Raw genomic sequence first — 17,536 nt, forward strand, 5'->3', positions numbered from 1 at the left:
GGTTTATTCAGCCTCTCAGCAATCCGGCAAACCCTGCGCCAGTAGCTGAGGCCAGATTGCCGCCCAGTCCGAGCCATGCGCCATTGCGCCGATTGCCTCGACCCGCGCGCATTTTTCCCCCACCGCCTGCTGAAAACGCACGGCAACGGCGGGCGGTACGGTAGTGTCATCTCCGCCGCTGAAGTGGATCTGCGGCAGGGCGCGCAGCGCGGGAGCTTTATCGATGGCGCTAGCGGCGGTGGGCATCGGGGTGACATGATGCAGGGCGTTCACGTACGCAACGTCGAGATTCCCCGCCACCGTGCGCAGGGAACGCACATCGCTCCGGCGCGCCGCCAACAGCGCGGCAATATTCCCGCCCCCGGAGTAGCCAATCAGATCGATCCTCACTCCCGGATAACGCTGTATTGCGCGGTCAAGCGCCATATTCATCGCCTCAATCACCGCGGGCGAGAAGCGATCCTGCGTCCAGATATTGACGCGGCAACTGGCCGGCAGAGGTGGCCCGATAAACTGACAGGGCCGGGCAAGGTAAAGCACGCTGGCGTGGTAATCCGCCGCCGCCAGTTTCAGACCGACTGGATTGCGTGGCGTCGGGTTATCGGATGGCTTGATGCGGTTTTTCCAGGCAAAGCCATCTCCCTCGATGTAGACATGCAGCGTCCTGACCGGCGTCGCGATCCGGTGCCAGCCGACAATCGGGAAGGGATCTGTATCAAATTTTTCACTGGTAAGACCAGCGCGTGCTGCGATCTGCTGCGCGGCCACATTGGGATCGACGGAAATACAGCCGCTCAATAATAAAGACAAACTAATCAATAAGCTTCCCTTAAAAAGATAAGGATATATCCACATGCCGCCACCAGCCTTAACTCAAATTATAAACATTAAAAAAAATGTGGAATAAATTCAGGCTGAAATAATTAAGCTCCACTTATTGTTTTCAGCAACAAATTGTATATTCTGCGCCCGAAGATATCGGATTAATCCGAAGAAATCGCCCCAGCATTTTGCACAACATCGCAACTTATGACGGAATACCATGGAAAAGAAACGCCTTAGCCAGCTTATCTCTTTGCTGGTTGCATCGACCGCTGCACAAGCTTTCGCAACGTCTCCCGAGTTAATTATCGACACGCCGACGAGCAATATTCAGATCGCTGACGCAAAAGAGTTAGTGCATATAACTCACGACGGAAGCCTCTCCGGCATCCCCACCACCGCCTTAACCGTGAACGCGGGCGTTAGTGTAACAACGCTTACCAATGACGGGAGCATTAGCGGCAATACTGATAACCCCTTATCAGGAAACGATAATATTGTTCAGATTAATGGAACAGTAGGTACGCTTAACAATAACGGCACCCTTTCCAGCCTGAGCCAGTATCAAAACGGCAGCGTCGTGGCGCTGGGTGCAACAGGCGTGGTTGATACCTTCATCAACACCGGCACCCTTGAGAGTATGCCGGGCTCTTACAACATCTTCGCTTTTAATAACAGCGGTACGGTGAGCAATGCCGGGAAGATCGGCACCCTGACCAACACCATGGATGGCAAGATTGTGGGCTATCGTGGCATCAACAATCTGGGCACCCTTGATAACCTGAACAACGCCGGCCTGATCGCTTCCGTGAACAACCAGAACGGCATGTACGGAGGGCAGAAAGGCGCCATTTTTAACAGCGGTACCATTGGCACGCTGCACAACTCCGGGACGATCGAAGGCGGCACGACCGACTATTATGGTACCTCGGCGATCATCAACCAGGGCGTTATCAACACCCTCGTCAATGACGGTAAAATCAACGGCAGCTCCTACGGCATTATCAACTCCGGCACCCTCGGCTCCCTTGAGAATAACGGGACAATCACTGCCAATGACATCGCTGTCTACAACAACAGCAGTAGCAACACCCTGATTGGCACCCTCGTCAACAAGGGTGAAATAGCAGGTAACTGGAGCGGGATTTACATCTGGAACAACAACAGCCAGGGCAACACTGAGATCGTTAACAACGGTCAGTTAAGCGGTGGCGGCTATGCCCTGTTTGTTAACGGCAATAACAGCGACACGGTGACCCTCGTCAATACCGGCACCGTTACCGGTGACATCTACTCCACCAGCGCGGCGCCATTTATCATTAATGGCGGCACCAGCATGGGCATCCTGACCGGCCTCGACGGCGCGACGGGCACCATTACCGGCTCCAGCGTGACATTCGGCAGCGGCGCCCTGCTGCTCAACGACAATATCAGTACCTTCAGCAGCATCCCCGAATATGGCCTGATGTCACTGCAGATGAGCGAAGAGGTTGAGGTAACCCCCGGCATCGTGCTGAACGAAGCCGCCTCCCTGCAGGTGAACAACAGCATTAATATCCTGGGCGATTACCACCAGAAAGCGGCCGCCACGCTGATCTCCGGCGTCTCCGATCTGGCCGTGGCCAACGGCGATCTGCTTGCCGATGCGGGCTATGGTCGCCTGAACGTCAGCGGCAATGCCACCATCGACGCGGGCTCCAGCATCCATCTGCTGCGCACCGGCAGCACCTATCAGTTTGCCGAAGGGCAGCGTTATGTGGTGATCAATGCCTCAGGCGCCCAGACCGACTACCACGCCGACCAGCTGAACTACAAAGCGCTCGGTTACCATGGAACGGTTAACGGCACCGTCTATGAAGACGCGCAGAGCAAAGCCCTGGTATTAACCCTGGGCGCGGAGCCGGTCATTCCAGACCCGGTAGAGCCGCAGCCTCAGCCGGAGCCGCAACCTGAACCTCAGCCTGAGCCGACGCCAGAGGTCACTCCCCCAGTGGTCACTGAGCCAGAAGTCACCCCGCCAGTCGTGACAGCGCCGGTGCAGCCTGCGCCATCAGAGCCCGCTCCTGCCCAGCCGGACAAACGGGGATATGCCACTATCCCAAGCGCCACTGCGTCACTCGGCGGGCTGGCGAGCTATTCCGGTATCGCCTCTCCAGAGCTGCTGAACCTGTATAACGCCTCGCTGGCGATTGAAGGTAAACAGGAGGCGAACCGCGTTGGCGAGCGTCTTTCCACCAGCCAGAATCTCAATACCAGTTCAGCGGCAAACGTTGCCACCTCTACTGCTCAGGCCGTAGTGGGTGCTCATATCGATGCCGTTCGGCATCCACAAGCCTCCGGCGTAAGCGGAGTGGCAACCGGTGATGACTACGCGGACAACTGGATCGTCTGGGGCCAGCCGTTTGGCGGCTATGCCCGTCAGGACAGCAGCGACGACGTGAGCGGTTACTCGGCGAAATTTGGCGGCCTGATCATCGGTGCCGACCGCGCGTTAGGGGACGACTGGCGTCTGGGCGCGGCGCTGAACTACAGCAACACCTCCGTGCACGGTAAAGACAACCTGAGCGGCAACACCTCCACCGCCGATAACTACGGCGTGATTGGTTACGCAGGCTATACCGGTAACCCGTGGTACCTGAACCTCTCCGCTGGCCTGAACCGTCAGAACTACAGCTCCGTTCGCCGGGCAGATTTCACCGGCTTCTCCGGCGCGGCCCACGGCAAGTTCAACGGTCAGTCCGTTACCCTGCAAAGTGAGTTTGGCTACCCGATCGCGCTGCCGGCCGACGTGGTCCTGACCCCGCTGGCGGCCCTGACCTACGGCTATCAGCATGTGGATGGCTACAGTGAAACCGGCGGTAACGGCATGGCGCTGGATGTAAGCAGCACGCATTCACAGTCGGTCGTGAGCGATATCGGTGCCCGTATCGAGAAGACTTTCTCTACCGGTCTGGGTAACCTGACGCCGTTCGCCCAGATCTCCTGGATCCACCAGTACGATAACCGTCAGGTCAGCAGCCATGCGACCTACGCCGCCGACGCCATCGGCGAAACCAGCTTTATCACCAAAGGCGCTTCACCGGTGGAAGATATGGCTGGGGTTGCTATCGGCAGCACGCTGTACGACGCCAATAACCTGAGCTTCGACGCACGTTACGATCTGCAGGCAGGCGACCGTTACCAGGCGCACACCTTCAGCCTGCGTTTACGCAAGTCGTTCTGATTGTTATGCAGGATCAACGGGGCCCCAGCGGCCCCTTTTTTTATGTCCGGCGTAATACGTTGTGTTTTTCGCCGGGCAGATCGATAGTGTCTGTTTTACTAACCCGTTAAATGATATGACACAATCTGCCCTCTCCTCTGCATTAAAGGTCGGCGCGCTGCTTCTGCTGCTGCTCCTGATCTATACCGGCGTGTATACCCAGGACCGCATCACCTGGCTGATGGAAGTGACCCCCGTCATTATCATCGTGCCGCTGCTTCTCGCCACTCAACGGCGCTACCCGCTGACGCCCCTGCTCTACTTCCTGATTTTCTGGCATGCCATCATCCTGATGGTGGGCGGAATGTACACTTACGCCAAAGTGCCGGTGGGCTTTGCCGTGCAGGATATGTTCGACCTGAGCCGTAACCCGTACGACAAGCTGGGGCACTTTTTCCAGGGGCTGGTCCCGGCACTGGCGGCGCGGGAGATCCTGGTGCGCGGCGGCTACGTCAGGGGCAATAAGATGACGGGCTTTCTGGTGTGCTGTGTTGCCCTGGCGATCAGCGCGACCTACGAGCTGATCGAGTGGTGGGCAGCGCTGGCGATGGGGCAAGGCGCGGATGATTTCCTCGGCACCCAGGGTGACCAGTGGGATACCCAGTCGGATATGTTCTGCGCCCTGCTCGGCGCGCTCACCACGGTGTTGCTGCTGGGGCGATGGCATCAGCGCCAGCTTAAGTATGGGTGTCAGCCAACCCGCGGCTAGTCGCCCGGTAAGACAACGAGCGCATAACCTTATGCGCTCAGTTCGTTAAACCCTTCATGGAACTCCTGCTAAACTGCCTCAACACATCCGCAAAAAGGCAGGTCAACATGTCCGACAATAACTACCAGCCAGCGAAAGTCTGGGAATGGAAGCAGAACCCCAACGGCGGCGCGTTCGCCAGTATCAACCGCCCAATCTCCGGTGCCACCCATGAGAAAACCCTGCCGGTCGGATCACATCCGCTGCAGCTCTACTCCCTGGGTACGCCGAACGGCCAGAAGGTCACCATTCTGCTGGAAGAGCTACTGGCGGCGGGGGTCACCGGCGCAGAATACGACGCCTGGCTGATCCGTATCGGTGAGGGCGATCAGTTCTCCAGCGGGTTTGTTGATGTGAATCCGAACTCCAAAATTCCGGCCCTGCGCGACCACTCCACCACGCCGCCAACCCGCGTGTTTGAGTCCGGCAATATCCTGCTCTATCTGGCGGAAAAATTCGGTCACTTCCTGCCAAAAGATCCGGCTGGGCGCGTTGAAACCCTGAACTGGTTGTTCTGGCTGCAGGGCTCCGCCCCGTTCCTCGGCGGCGGTTTCGGCCACTTCTACCACTATGCGCCGGTAAAAATTGAGTACGCGATTGACCGCTTCACTATGGAAGCCAAACGCCTGTTCGACGTGCTGGATAAACAGCTGGCGCGCGGTCGTTACGTGGCGGGCGAGGAGTACACCATCGCCGATATCGCCATCTGGCCATGGTTTGGCAGCGTGGCACTGGGACAGGTCTACGGCGCAGCCGAATTCCTGGATGCCCAGAGCTACAAGAACGTCCAGCGCTGGGCGAAGGATATCGCCAGCCGTCCGGCGGTGAAGCGCGGGCGTATCGTCAACCGCACCAACGGCGAGCTGAACGAACAGCTGCACGAGCGCCACGCGGCGAGCGATTTCGATACCAGTACGGAAGACAAACGTCAGGGTTAATGTACTGGCAAATGCCCGGGGCGGCATGATCGGTGAAGCCGCCCATTAATAAAAAGCCGGGAGTTACCTCCCGGCGTTTTATTATTTAATGTTCTTATCATTCCGCTATTTTGCCTTAACGCAAATCCTCTACTTTTTTCAACATCATATTTACTTCCTTCTCTTAAACTGGCATCAATAATTTCTTTCTTCAGATTATTCGCATGTCAGAACAGGCGCTGAAACAGCAGATTCAGAATCTCAAAAAGCATAATGCCCGGCTTGCCAGGCTGGCGCGTGACGCCCGAAATAAGCTCAGCGCTGCGCTCGACGGAACCGGTCTCTGTTTATGGCAGCTCGATGTCCCCACCGGGAAGCTGATCATCTATAACCGCCGCTGGGGTTCGATGCTGGGCTATCAGCCCAAGGAGCTGAACGCGCAGTTTGAGATCTGGCGTGAGCATCTGCATCCGGATGACAAACAGAACGTGCTGGATGCGTTCTACGATCACCTGCACGGCAAAACCCCCTTCTATGAAGCGCTGCACCGTATGCAGCACAAAAACGGCACCGTCACCTGGGTGCTGGACCGGGGCCGGGTCACTGACTGGGACGAACAGGGCAACCCCCTGAAGGTGACCGGCACCCACATCGACATGACCAAAGAGAAGCAGTACGAGGAGCAGCTGGCCCAGCTGGCGAACCACGACCCGCTGACCGGTCTCGCCAACCGTCACGCGTTGATCAAGCACTTTACGCAGCTCAAAGCCCAGGGGCCGCTCTGCATCGCTTTTATCGATCTGGATGACTTTAAAACGGTTAACGACACCTTTGGGCACCGCAGCGGCGACGAGCTGTTGATCCAGCTCAGCCAGCGTCTGCGCGAGGCCTGCCCACCGGGGACCGTTGTCGGGCGTTTAGGGGGTGACGAATTCGTGCTGCTGCTGCCCTTCCCGCTCACCAGTTTGCTGGTGAACAGCACCGCCCACAGTTGCCTGAAGGCGGCGCTCACCCCGTTCGAACTGGATAACGGCCAGGCGCAGGTCGGCGCTTCGGTAGGCATTGACGGCGTGCAGGAGCAGGACGATTTCGTTAATGCCCTGCGTCGCGCCGATCAGTCGATGTATCAGATTAAGCACACCGGCAAGAACGGCGTGGCGATCGGCCAGACGCTGCTCTCCATCAACCGTACCGGAACAAACCCATGAAAAGCACCCGTCATCAGGATCTCCTCCGCCTGCTGGCAGCCTCGGACTGGCTGTCGACAGAGGCGCTGGCTGCGGGGCTTGGGGTCAGCAAGGAGACGATTCGCCGCGATCTGAAACAGCTGCAGCAGCAGGGCAGGATCGTGCGGCACCATGGGCGGGCGCGGGCGATCCACCCGGACCACCGCGACGGCGGCGAGCCCTTCGGCGCGCGGCTGAAGAGCCATTACGCGGATAAAGCCGATATCGCCCGTCATGCGCTGGACTGGGTCAGCGAAGGGATGATCCTGGCGCTGGATGCCAGCTCCACCTGCTTTCACCTCGCGCGACAGCTACCGGATATCGCCCTGACGGTGTTTACCAACAGCCTGCCCATCTGCCATGAGATGGCGAAGCGCGAGCGCATCAACCTGATCTGCTCTGGCGGGACGCTGGAGCGAAAATACCGCTGCTATGTGAATCCGGCCCTGGTGACACAGCTAAAATCGCTGGAGATCGACCTGTTTATCTTCTCGTGTGAGGGGGTGGATGAGCAGGGTGTGATGTGGGATCCCACCCCGCACAGCGCCGGATTTAAGTCGCAGCTGCTAAGCCGCGCCAGCCAGTCCTTGCTGCTGATCGACAAAAGCAAGTTCCGGCGCTCCAGCGAAGTGAAAATTGGTCACCTGTCGCAGGTGACGCAATTGATTAGCGACGCGCAGCTCGCCCGGCGTTAGCCTGCCAGGCGGAACTTCTGCACCGAGCGCTGCAGCTCTTCGGTCTGGCGCTCCAGCGCGGAGGCCGCCGCCGAAACCTGCTCCACCAGCGAGGCGTTCTGCTGGGTCACGCCATCCATCTGGGTGATCGCCACCCCAACCTGCGAAATGCCTTTGCTCTGCTCTTCCGAGGCGCTGGCAATCTGCTTCATGATGGTGGTGACGCCGGTAATGTCCCGCAGCACCGCTTCCATGGTGGTGCCGGTATCGTTCACCAGTTTTGCCCCTTCTTCCACCCGGGAGACGGAGTCGGCGATCAGCCCTTCAATCTCTTTTGCCGCGTTGGCGCTGCGGCTGGCGAGATTGCGCACCTCTCCGGCCACCACCGCAAAGCCCCGCCCCTGCTCCCCGGCCCGCGCCGCTTCCACCGCCGCGTTGAGGGCCAGTATGTTGGTCTGGAAGGCGATGCTGTTGATAACGCTGGTGATCTCGGCAATCTTCTTCGAGCTGACGGAGATACCGGTCATGGTGTTGACCACATTATTGACCAGCGCGCCGCCGCGGCTGGCGCTGGCAGAGGCGACATCCGCCAGCTCGCTGGCCTGACGGGCGTTGTCCGCGTTGAGCTTCACCGTGGCGGTAAGCTGCTCCATGCTGGCGGCGGTCTCTTCCAGCGCCGCCGCCTGCTCCTCGGTACGGGACGAGAGATCGTTATTGCCGCTGGAGATCTCCGTCGCCCCGCGCCAGATGTTCTCGCTGCCGTTACGGATGGTGCTCACCGCGTCGCGCAGGCTGTCCTGCATTGCCGTCAGCAGCGGCACCAGCTGGCCCACGCAGTTACGGCCAAAAGGCGCGATGGGCTGGCTAAGATCCCCCTGCGCAATCTGGCGGAAATGGTGACGGAGCTGATCAAGAGGCTTCACCAGCATGGCGACCAGATAGCGGTCGGCGAACAGCAGGATCAGCAGGCCGATAATGGTCGCGGTGATGATCACCGTGCGGGTGAAGCTGGTGAAGCCGTCGACCGTGACGCGGGTGCTGTCGAGAATGGTGTCGGCGGCCTTGTTGAACTGCCCGGCGCTTTCGCCAAAGGCGCGGCTTAACGGTGGAGTGACGTTGTTTGCCTGCTGGCGATAGCCCTCGAGGTTACCCTGCTGGGCCAGCTGCATCTGCGGTTTGACGCCATTGTCCAGCAGCGCCTGCCAGCTGGCGATCACCCGGGAAGAGACCTCTGCATCCATCGGCCCCGGCGACATGGCTTTCATCTCGTCGAGCCTGTTGCTCATGGCCTGCAGCGCCTGCTGCACAGAGGTAAGATCCGCCGTGCCCCCCGCCGCCTGCGTCTCCATCGCACGGCTCAGCCGGGTGACAAAACGGAAGTACTGATCGTTGCCCTGACTGAGCACCGTCATCTGTTTGACCAGCTGGCGATCGACCTCGTTGCCGTCCGCCACGCGGGAGAGCGCCCAGGAGCCATACAGCCCCACGCCCGCCCACATTAAACAGAAGATACCCAGAATCGTCAGCATGACGAAGCGGATTGTGAAATTACGAAATACGCGCATAACTCTTTCCTTGCCTGAGGGAGATTTCGCCCGGAGGCGAGTATTACCCTCGTTATCGGCAAAAAAAGGCGAAGCAATACTTTTTTTGGTTAATTTTAAAAAACTTTTCATTTCTGTTTACCGCGCCGGGAAAGGATAATCATGCGTGGGCAAATACCCCTCCAAATAACGTGATATTAGATTGCGAACAACTTACAAATGTAAATCAGCCTCTCCATTCATTACCCACATAACCCTAAAGGGTTATGCCTTAGGACTTATCTGACGCGCAATCAGCCTTTTCTCCCCCCTGAAAATCCTACTTTTTGTACGTTAATAAAACTGTAACATTCACTAAATAGATATATTTTAAATAACCAATTATTTTCTTTTATAAAAATGGTCACTTAATGACTTGATTTAATTTCAAATTTCATTACATCCTTTTCGACCAAGAAAGTTCTTAATTACGCATACGTGGTTTAAAAAGAGGTCACTTTGAACCGGTATAAGAGATGAAAAAATGCGTATTTCAATGAAAAGAACGTTATTGTCACAGTGTGTATTACTGGCACTTGCCTCGTTTGCTGCTCAGGCAGGCGAGACCCCTGCCACGCCTTGCCAGAATGGTGACACCACCCAGACCTGCGGCCTGAAAGAATATAAAGACGGTAATTTCTATCAGGACCCGGGCGTCACTGATGCCGTTATGGCGAATGAAACGGCAACCAATATTTATATGGATGGCCACCGGGAAGCAGGAGATACACAGACCTTAACGGTGTCAGGCACTGACATGTCAGGTTATTATATTCAGGGGAGCAATGGCGGCACCGTAAATATTAACGTCACCGATAATGCCAAAGTGGATATGATCGAAACAGGTTCTGCACTTAAGACCACCAATACCACGATCAACGTCAATGACTCCACCCTGAACGGCCAGAACAGCGACGGGACCTATGAGCGAAACAAAGATTATATGATGGGCGCTGCCATTTACCTCGACCCGCTCGATGAAGGTTACCACAATGTGGATATCAGCAACGGCAGCGCACTGCACGGCAGTATTATCAGCGCGGGCCAGGGCGCCCAAACCCTCTCCATGAGCGACAGCATCATGGATAATGGCGGTATCTATGTCGGCAGCGACAAATCAGACACGTCCCTTACCCTGACTAACGCCATCGTGGATGCCACGAACAGCCAGGTGGCGCAAAATCTCGATACCCTCGTCGAAACCCTTAGCCAGTACCAGCCCTTCCAGAATATCAACGTTGATGCCTTTGGCGACGTGGCAGTGGCCATGTACGGTACCACTCAGGATACGCTGGCACTGAATAACAGCACCGTGACCGGCGATATCGGGGTCATTAACGAAAAAGGCCAGACCAACCTGTCATTCACCAGTAACAGCGTTGTGAACGGCAATGTTACGCTGGACGGTAACTCCACCAATACCCTTCTGGTGGATAACAGCACCATTAATGGCGACCTGAACGCCAGCCAGAACAGCGGTGACACCACCATCACCCTGCAAAACGGTGCTAACGTTGACGGCAATATTACAACCGGCACAGGCAATGACACTGTGGTCCTGGTGAATGATTCCCACGTCACCGGCAACGTCACCGGCGGCGATGGCGACGATACCCTGTCGATGGATGCCGGAAGCTCTGTTTCCGGACAAATCAGTCAGTTTGAAACGGTAAATACCACCAGCGACAACAGCATCACTCTCGACACCATTAACGATTCAACCACGTGGAATCTGCAAAACGGTTCCACCCTGACCGCCGACACGACGGGTAGCAATGCCGAAGTGAACATGAGCACCGACAGCAGGGTTAACTTCGGCCAGATCACCGGCTCCCGTAATGCTGTGGTCGTCAATGACATCACCGCTTCGGCGATCAATCAGCAAAATATCGTGCTGGGGACCTTTACCACGACGACGGCAACCACCACGCCGCAGACGGCCGCCAATGCCATCTTCAGCAACGGTCAACAGCAGGTTGAAAACCGCAGCGCTGCCTACAACTACAACAACGATCTGAGCATTGTGCCCGCGGATCCTGCACCGCAGGACCTGCTCACTGCCGACAGTAGCCAGAAATGGAATATTGTCTTTAGCAGCTCACGCGGCGAGCTGGCCAGCGATGTCCAGGGTCTGGTCGCCGGGCTGGATGCGGCCGAACAGGCGGGCCATCAGGTCACCGATGACATCGCCAGCCACCTGGACCGTCTGCACTTCGCTGGCCTGACGGGTACACAGCAGGAAGGGGCCCAGCTGTGGGGCGATTTCCTCTATCAGAACGGTAACTTCAGCAACGATGTGGATTACAAGAGCATCACTCAGGGCGCCCAGGGCGGCGTTGACTGGACGGCATACCTCGCGAACGGGGACAGCCTCACCGGAGGCGTAGCGCTGGCCTGGACCCGCAGCCGCGTTGAAGACACTGCCAACGGCCCGGACAGCTTCAAGGACAGCGTCTACGGTAACTACTACAGCCTGTACGGCGGCTGGCAGCAGGCCCTGAATGGTCGTCAGTGGGGAATGTTCGCCGATGCCAGCTTCAGCTATGGCGATATGCGCTATTCCCTCTCCGCGCATAACGTCACCGGCGACACCAGCGGAATGACCGAAGCGCTGCACGGCTCCACAGACGGTAGCCTGTATATGGCCCAGGCCCGTACCGGGGTGAACGTGCTGTTGCCAGGCGAAACCGTGCTGCAACCTTACGCCATCCTCGGCTGGGATCAGACCAAAGCTAACGGCTTCTCAGACAGAGAAGTCACCTTTGCTGACAGCCAGGTCTCTTCCTGGAACGGCGGCGCGGGTCTGCGTCTGACCACCACCCTGACCGATCTGAATAAAAACGTGCAGATCATGCCCTGGGTGGATGCCCGTGTGCAGAAAGAGTTCAGCGATGATACCGATATCCAGGCCGCGGATTATCACAACACCGAAGGTCATAACAACAGTATGGGAATGTTTGGTGCGGGCGTGAATGCCACAATCGCACACAACTTCTCGTTGAATACCGGCATTTACTACGGGACAGGCGATGTTGATAACGACGCCAGCGTTCAGGCAGGTATGAGCTACAGCTTCTGATGACCACGCCTACCCGACAGCCTGAGGCTGCCGGGTAGTGTTATTAACGTAAATACTTTTCAAACCATCCCAACGTCCGTTTCCAGGCTAACCCGGCGGCAGCCTCGTCGTAGCGCGGAGTGGAATCGTTGTGGAACCCGTGATTCACCCCGGGGTAGATATATGCCTCATACACTTTGCCGTTAGCTTTAAGCGCGGCCTCATAAGCAGGCCAGCCCTCATTGACGTTTTTGTCGAGCTCAGCGTAGTGCAGCAGCAAAGGTGCCTTAATTTTGGCGACATCCGCCGCCGGTGGCTGTCGGCCGTAGAAAGGTACGGCGCAGGCCAGTTCAGGCCAGGCGACCGCCGCGGCATTAGAGACCCCGCCGCCATAGCAGAAGCCGGTGATCCCCACCTTGCCGGTAGCGTCCGGGTGTTTTTGCATAAACCCGATAGCGGCGAAGAAGTCGTTCATCAGCTTTGTCGGATCGACCTTCTGCTGCAGGATCTTCCCCTCTTCATCGTTACCGGGATAACCCCCCACCGAGCTCAACCCATCCGGCGCCAGGGCGATGTAGCCCGCTTTTGCCACCCGGCGGGCTACGTCTTCGATGTAGGGATTGAGACCGCGGTTTTCATGGACCACCACCACCGCCGGGACTTTACCTGTGGCTTTGGCCGGTTTCACCAGATAGCCGCGTACCTGACCATGCCCGTCCGGCGAGGGATAGGTGATGTACTCCGGCAGAATATCGGGATCGGTGAATTTCACCTGCTCAGCGAGGGCGTAATTGGGCTTGAGCATATTAAACAGCGCCAGCGCCGTGACGCCGCCAACCGCATAGCGGGCAGCCAGATTAAGGAACTCACGTTTATTGATTTTGCCGTGAGCGTAATAATCGTAGTAGTCGAGCAATTCCTGAGGAAAGTCTTTGGCGGTCATACGCGTCATCGCATATCTCCATGAATTGTGAACGAACTAAGGATAGAATAGAAACGCTGTTTCGAAAATTAATCACTAAGAAAGGAGACATCATGCCCTGGAACGCCTCCCCTGACCGCTACGAGACAATGCAGTACCGCTACTGCGGTAAAAGCGGCCTGCGCTTACCCGCCCTGTCGCTCGGCCTGTGGCATAGCTTCGGCCACGTCCACGCCCTCGATTCACAGCGCGCCCTGCTGCGAAAAGCCTTCGATTGCGGTATCACCCATTTTGATCTCGCCAATAACTATGGCCCACCACCGGGCAGCGCGGAGGAAAATTTTGGCCGCCTGCTGCGGGACGATTTCGCGGCGTATCGCGACGAACTGATTATTTCAACCAAAGCGGGCTACGACATGTGGCCAGGCCCTTATGGTGCGGGCGGCTCACGCAAGTATCTGCTCGCCAGCCTGGATCAAAGCCTCAGGCGGATGGGGGTGGAGTACGTGGATATCTTCTATTCCCACCGGGTAGATGAGAATACGCCAATGGAGGAGACCGCCTCGGCGCTGGCGCAGGCGGTGCAGAGCGGCAAAGCGCTCTACGTCGGTATCTCATCCTATTCCCCGGAGCGGACGCAGAAAATGGCCGAACTGCTGCGCGAGTGGAAGATCCCGCTGCTTATCCATCAGCCTTCCTACAACCTGCTTAACCGCTGGGTGGACAAGAGCGGTTTACTGGATACGCTGGCCGCCAACGGTACGGGCTGCATCGCCTTTACGCCGCTGGCCCAGGGGCTGCTGACCGGGAAATACCTTAACGGTATTCCTGACGGCTCCCGCATGCAGCGCGAGGGCAAAAAGGTACGCGGCCTGACGGAGAACATGCTCACCGAAGCCAACCTGAACAGCCTGCGTTTGCTGAACGAGATGGCCCAGGCGCGCGGACAGACGATGGCGCAGATGGCGCTGAGCTGGCTGCTGAAAGATGAACGTGTAACCTCGGTGCTGATTGGTGCCAGCCGGACAGAGCAGCTGGAGGAGAACGTGCAGGCGCTGAATAATCTGCACTTTAGCGAAGAAGAGCTGCAGCGGATTGACCAGCACGTGGCCGACGGACAGCTGAATTTATGGCAGGCGTCGTCGGACAAGTAAGTTTTTCCTCTCTCCCCGATGGGGAGAGAGGTGTCCAGCCACTTATTTACTGCCGCGGCTGAGCTTATCCAGATACCCCATCACAAACGCCGACAGTACAAAAGTCAGGTGAATAATCACGTACCACATCAGCTTGTTATCCGGGATATTTTTGGCATCCATAAATACCCGCAGCAGGTGAATGGAGGAGATCGCCACAATCGACGCCGCCACTTTGTTTTTCAGCGACGACGCGTCCATTTTGCCGAGCCAGCTCAGCTTCTCTTTATCCGAAGAGATATCCAGCTGCGAGACGAAATTCTCGTAACCCGAGAACATCACCATGACCAGCAGACCGCCTACCAGGGTCATATCCACCAGCGACAGCAGCAGCAGGATCAGGTCGGATTCTGCGATGCTGAAAATATGCGGCAGGACGTGAAAAATTTCCTGGAAGAATTTAATACAGAGGGCCACCAGCGCCAGCGAGAGGCCGAAATAGACCGGGGCTAACAGCCAGCGGGAGGCATACATTGCGTTTTCAAAAAAGCGTTCCATAGAGTCCTGTCTGCAAACGAAACCAGCCCGCAGTATATCGCAATGGTCCAAACAGTTGGCAACAACTAAACAAAGACCCTATACCTGATCGGGCTTTATCACCGGGCGCTGATATTCCGGCCACACCAGCACCACCAGCGACGGATAGGCCTCAAGGCTGAATTCGCGAAAACACTGGCGCAGGTTCATTACCTCAAGATCCGAGTGCGACACTTTTTCACCGTTCAGGCAACGCTTTTTGATATTGTCGTAATATTTATACACCGCCGAGTTAAGATCGCTGCAACGACGCTGAGCTTCAAACAGGTCAGGAATGCTATTTATTTCCACCATATTCATTCGTTTAATTGTGGCGTGAAGGAAATCAATATATTCATGATTAACGCGCCAGTACCAGACCGGCGTAATCGCATTCATTAACACTGAAAAATGGTCTTCGCCCTCTTCTTTTGACATCCGCTCCGGCGGGGCCGGGACGTGCGCGCGCTCTGCATCGCTGCTTTTATTGAACTCACGCATCAATAAAAGAACCACGGCAGTAAGCAATAACAAAGTAATGACAGTATAAAAAATGCTGTTCATATAGGCAGGCTCCATTTTTTTTGATTTTAAATTTGCCTCATGTTATTGTCAACGAATCTCACACTCCAGACAACCCTACCCCATTGAAATTAAAGGAAATATAAAATGTTGCCCGACAATCTGGTTCCGGCCAAGTTTCACATTTCTTCCGTGGAACCGAAACCGCCAGAAGCAGAAAGCAATGCCAATTTCACTAAGGGGAAAAGAACACTCGCTGATTATGCGCCTGATATATTAATTGGCGTTACCCGTACCGGTAACTCCCGCAATATGTTGCTCGAAGAGCACGATCGGCATATTAAAGACCGGTTATTCCGGGTAGTTAAAATCGAAGTGTTCGCCCGCCTGCTGAATGATTTGCAGGCAGAGGGAGAAATAGACGCGCAAGCACTAAGTCAAATACTGGCGGAAAAAACCGATGAAATTAACGAAGCCGGTAATGAAATCTGGTTGAATTTAATTACCTGCGAAAAAAATACACCTGTTTTTTATAAGCTAGAGGATGAATAACGTGAAGGATGTTGATAACAACAACGTTTATTTGGCTTTAGATGACAAAAAAAGCGATGAATTTATCTTAGAGCAGAACCTTACCGCACTGAAAGAGATTAAAAACGCGGAAATACAACGTATTGCAAAAGATTTGCTCTCTATTCCGGCCGGTCTGGTACGCCTGAAATGGCAGAACCGCCGGGAAATTTATCCGTTACAGGTAAAAGAAGAGATCTACGGTGCGACAATAAACGCGATCATGGAACAGCGCCCCGATTTAAAAGAAAAAATACTGGCGCGTCTGGAAACCAATTATCAATATCTGCTGGCACGCGAAACCGCGACCCTGCGCGTTACCCGCAAGCTGGCCGATGAAGGCTATCGCACCTCCAGCGTGACAACCGTGGCGCTGGATGAAGATGTCCTGGCCGCGAAAGCTGACGTCCCGCCGCAAAAGCCGTAATCCCTCTTCGAATCCTGCCGTACCGCCTGCTTCCCTTTAGCCCGTTTTATTTAAGGATTATCCTGAATAATCCTCACAGCCCAGTTGATTCTCCTAAGCTTAAAGTCTGATTAACCCCTCAAGGAGAACAGTAATGGCAAATTCTCAGAGCAAAATTCAGGATCCGACCACCCAGTACTACACCGGGGAATATCCGCAGCAGAAGCAGCCTGCGCCCGGCGTACAGAGCAAAATGGACCCGGTACCGGATTGCGGTGAAAAGAGCTACAAGGGCAGCGGCAGACTACAGGATCGTAAGGCACTGGTGACAGGGGGCGACTCCGGGATTGGACGCGCTGCCGCCATCGCTTACGCGCGTGAAGGAGCAGACGTCGCCATTAACTATCTGCCCGCCGAAGAAGAGGACGCGCAGCAGGTTAAGCAGCTTATTGAAGAGGCCGGACGCAAAGCGGTGCTCATTCCCGGCGATCTGAGCGATGAAAAATTTGCCCGTTCGCTGGTGCATAAAGCGCATCAGGAATTAGGCGGACTGGACGTGCTGGCACTGGTGGCCGGTAAGCAGGTGGCGGTGGAGAAGATTGCCGATCTGACCACCGAGCAATTTAAGCAGACCTATGCCGTGAACGTGCTGGCGCTGTTCTGGATAACCCAGGAGGCGTTGCCACTGCTGCCTGCCGGGTCGAGCATTATTACCACCTCGTCGATTCAGGCCTATCAGCCGAGCCCACACCTGCTGGACTACGCCTCGACGAAAGCGGCGATCCTTAACTTCAGCCGCGGGCTGGCAAAACAGGTGGCGGAGACCGGCGTGCGCGTCAACGTCGTCGCGCCAGGGCCTATCTGGACGGCGCTGCAAATCTCCGGCGGCCAGACTCAGGAGAAGATCCCGCAGTTTGGTCAGCAGACCCCAATGAAGCGCGCAGGACAGCCTGCGGAGCTGGCACCGGTGTACGTCTATCTGGCGAGTCAGGAATCCAGCTACGTGACGGCAGAAGTGCACGGCGTGTGCGGTGGGGAACATCTGGGGTAGTTTAAAACATTGCCCGGTGGCGCTACGCTTACCGGGCCTACAAATCAGAACGTAGGCCAGGTAAGG

The 17,536-nt window shown here is 56.2% G+C and carries 16 protein-coding genes; 10 read left to right on the forward strand and 6 right to left on the reverse strand.

Features of this window, described 5'->3' with window-relative positions; all coding sequences use genetic code 11:
* Positions 1 to 15: 15 nt before the first annotated feature.
* Positions 16 to 855 (reverse strand): alpha/beta hydrolase, encoded by an 840-nt coding sequence (locus NB069_RS18460; RefSeq protein ID WP_250585911.1) that lies wholly within the window; start codon positions 853 to 855, stop codon positions 16 to 18.
* A 187-nt stretch (positions 856 to 1,042) separates the two neighbouring features.
* On the opposite strand from NB069_RS18460, the gene NB069_RS18465 reads away from it, so the two are divergent.
* The 5 genes from NB069_RS18465 to fucR all read left to right on the forward strand — a co-directional run bounded on the left by NB069_RS18465 (position 1,043) and on the right by fucR (position 7,670).
* Positions 1,043 to 4,045 carry an autotransporter outer membrane beta-barrel domain-containing protein gene (locus NB069_RS18465; RefSeq protein ID WP_250585913.1) on the forward strand — a complete coding sequence of 1,001 codons (3,003 nt, stop codon included), beginning with the start codon at positions 1,043 to 1,045 and terminating at the stop codon, positions 4,043 to 4,045.
* 115 nt (positions 4,046 to 4,160) lie between these two features.
* Positions 4,161 to 4,793 (forward strand): DUF2238 domain-containing protein, encoded by a 633-nt coding sequence (locus NB069_RS18470; RefSeq protein WP_250585914.1) that lies wholly within the window; start codon positions 4,161 to 4,163, stop codon positions 4,791 to 4,793.
* Between the two features lie 107 nt (positions 4,794 to 4,900).
* The gene (yghU, locus tag NB069_RS18475) at positions 4,901 to 5,770 is read left to right on the forward strand and encodes a glutathione-dependent disulfide-bond oxidoreductase (protein ID WP_250585916.1); all 870 of its coding nucleotides are present in this window, start codon (positions 4,901 to 4,903) and stop codon (positions 5,768 to 5,770) included.
* A gap of 203 nt (positions 5,771 to 5,973) precedes the next feature.
* A complete protein-coding gene (locus NB069_RS18480) occupies positions 5,974 to 6,957 on the forward strand; it encodes a sensor domain-containing diguanylate cyclase (RefSeq protein ID WP_250585918.1) in 984 nt (327 codons plus the stop codon).
* On the forward strand, positions 6,954 to 7,670 hold the full coding sequence (fucR, locus tag NB069_RS18485; protein WP_250585920.1) for an L-fucose operon activator: 717 nt from the start codon (positions 6,954 to 6,956) through the stop codon (positions 7,668 to 7,670). Before NB069_RS18480 ends, fucR begins: the two co-directional genes overlap by 4 nt.
* Here fucR and NB069_RS18490 read toward each other — a convergent pair.
* Entirely contained in the window at positions 7,667 to 9,214 is a 1,548-nt protein-coding gene (locus tag NB069_RS18490) for a methyl-accepting chemotaxis protein (RefSeq protein ID WP_250585922.1), read from the reverse strand. The two genes, fucR and NB069_RS18490, sit on opposite strands and share 4 nt — an antisense overlap.
* The gene (locus NB069_RS22565) at positions 9,172 to 9,291 is read right to left on the reverse strand and encodes a hypothetical protein (RefSeq protein WP_350223397.1); all 120 of its coding nucleotides are present in this window, start codon (positions 9,289 to 9,291) and stop codon (positions 9,172 to 9,174) included. The genes NB069_RS18490 and NB069_RS22565 overlap by 43 nt, the downstream gene beginning before the upstream one ends.
* 437 nt (positions 9,292 to 9,728) lie before the next feature.
* Here NB069_RS22565 and NB069_RS18495 point away from each other — a divergent pair, with 437 nt between their 5' ends.
* Positions 9,729 to 12,311: an autotransporter outer membrane beta-barrel domain-containing protein gene (locus tag NB069_RS18495; protein ID WP_250585924.1), complete on the forward strand. Its 2,583-nt coding sequence runs from the start codon at positions 9,729 to 9,731 to the stop codon at positions 12,309 to 12,311.
* Positions 12,312 to 12,354: 43 nt separating this feature from the next.
* On the opposite strand, the gene yghX is transcribed toward NB069_RS18495, so the two are convergent.
* A complete protein-coding gene (gene yghX / locus NB069_RS18500) occupies positions 12,355 to 13,242 on the reverse strand; it encodes a YghX family hydrolase (protein WP_250585926.1) in 888 nt (295 codons plus the stop codon).
* 83 nt (positions 13,243 to 13,325) lie between these two features.
* Here yghX and NB069_RS18505 point away from each other — a divergent pair, with 83 nt between their 5' ends.
* Entirely contained in the window at positions 13,326 to 14,366 is a 1,041-nt protein-coding gene (locus tag NB069_RS18505) for an aldo/keto reductase (RefSeq protein ID WP_250585928.1), read from the forward strand.
* Between the two features lie 42 nt (positions 14,367 to 14,408).
* Here NB069_RS18505 and NB069_RS18510 read toward each other — a convergent pair whose 3' ends face one another.
* A complete protein-coding gene (locus tag NB069_RS18510) occupies positions 14,409 to 14,903 on the reverse strand; it encodes a TIGR00645 family protein (RefSeq protein ID WP_250585930.1) in 495 nt (164 codons plus the stop codon).
* Between the two features lie 78 nt (positions 14,904 to 14,981).
* Complete coding sequence (locus tag NB069_RS18515) at positions 14,982 to 15,485, reverse strand: ESA_00282 family adhesion-associated protein (RefSeq protein ID WP_250585932.1); 504 nt, start codon at positions 15,483 to 15,485, stop codon at positions 14,982 to 14,984.
* A 105-nt stretch (positions 15,486 to 15,590) separates the two neighbouring features.
* On the opposite strand from NB069_RS18515, the gene NB069_RS18520 reads away from it, so the two are divergent.
* From NB069_RS18520 to NB069_RS18530, 3 genes are all read left to right on the forward strand, one after another.
* Positions 15,591 to 15,995 (forward strand): hypothetical protein, encoded by a 405-nt coding sequence (locus tag NB069_RS18520; RefSeq protein ID WP_250585934.1) that lies wholly within the window; start codon positions 15,591 to 15,593, stop codon positions 15,993 to 15,995.
* Entirely contained in the window at positions 15,988 to 16,440 is a 453-nt protein-coding gene (locus tag NB069_RS18525) for a cytoplasmic protein (protein WP_250585936.1), read from the forward strand. Before NB069_RS18520 ends, NB069_RS18525 begins: the two co-directional genes overlap by 8 nt.
* 133 nt (positions 16,441 to 16,573) lie before the next feature.
* Positions 16,574 to 17,470 carry an SDR family oxidoreductase gene (locus tag NB069_RS18530; protein WP_250585938.1) on the forward strand — a complete coding sequence of 299 codons (897 nt, stop codon included), beginning with the start codon at positions 16,574 to 16,576 and terminating at the stop codon, positions 17,468 to 17,470.
* The last annotated feature ends 66 nt before the right edge of the window (positions 17,471 to 17,536 follow it).

The organism is Leclercia adecarboxylata (assembly GCF_023639785.1).
Lineage (GTDB): Bacteria > Pseudomonadota > Gammaproteobacteria > Enterobacterales > Enterobacteriaceae > Enterobacter > Enterobacter adecarboxylatus_D.

Coding starts and splice junctions, on each gene's coding strand:
- yghU (WP_250585916.1), top strand. CDS start 4,901: ATGTCCGACAATAACTACCAGCCAGCGAAAGTCTGGGAATGGAAGCAG.
- NB069_RS18520 (WP_250585934.1), top strand. CDS start 15,591: ATGTTGCCCGACAATCTGGTTCCGGCCAAGTTTCACATTTCTTCCGTG.
- NB069_RS18490 (WP_250585922.1), bottom strand. CDS start 9,214: ATGCGCGTATTTCGTAATTTCACAATCCGCTTCGTCATGCTGACGATT.
- NB069_RS18495 (WP_250585924.1), top strand. CDS start 9,729: ATGAAAAGAACGTTATTGTCACAGTGTGTATTACTGGCACTTGCCTCG.
- NB069_RS18530 (WP_250585938.1), top strand. CDS start 16,574: ATGGCAAATTCTCAGAGCAAAATTCAGGATCCGACCACCCAGTACTAC.
- fucR (WP_250585920.1), top strand. CDS start 6,954: ATGAAAAGCACCCGTCATCAGGATCTCCTCCGCCTGCTGGCAGCCTCG.
- NB069_RS18505 (WP_250585928.1), top strand. CDS start 13,326: ATGCCCTGGAACGCCTCCCCTGACCGCTACGAGACAATGCAGTACCGC.
- yghX (WP_250585926.1), bottom strand. CDS start 13,242: ATGACGCGTATGACCGCCAAAGACTTTCCTCAGGAATTGCTCGACTAC.
- NB069_RS18515 (WP_250585932.1), bottom strand. CDS start 15,485: ATGAACAGCATTTTTTATACTGTCATTACTTTGTTATTGCTTACTGCC.
- NB069_RS18525 (WP_250585936.1), top strand. CDS start 15,988: ATGAATAACGTGAAGGATGTTGATAACAACAACGTTTATTTGGCTTTA.
- NB069_RS18470 (WP_250585914.1), top strand. CDS start 4,161: ATGACACAATCTGCCCTCTCCTCTGCATTAAAGGTCGGCGCGCTGCTT.
- NB069_RS18510 (WP_250585930.1), bottom strand. CDS start 14,903: ATGGAACGCTTTTTTGAAAACGCAATGTATGCCTCCCGCTGGCTGTTA.
- NB069_RS18465 (WP_250585913.1), top strand. CDS start 1,043: ATGGAAAAGAAACGCCTTAGCCAGCTTATCTCTTTGCTGGTTGCATCG.
- NB069_RS18480 (WP_250585918.1), top strand. CDS start 5,974: ATGTCAGAACAGGCGCTGAAACAGCAGATTCAGAATCTCAAAAAGCAT.
- NB069_RS18460 (WP_250585911.1), bottom strand. CDS start 855: ATGTGGATATATCCTTATCTTTTTAAGGGAAGCTTATTGATTAGTTTG.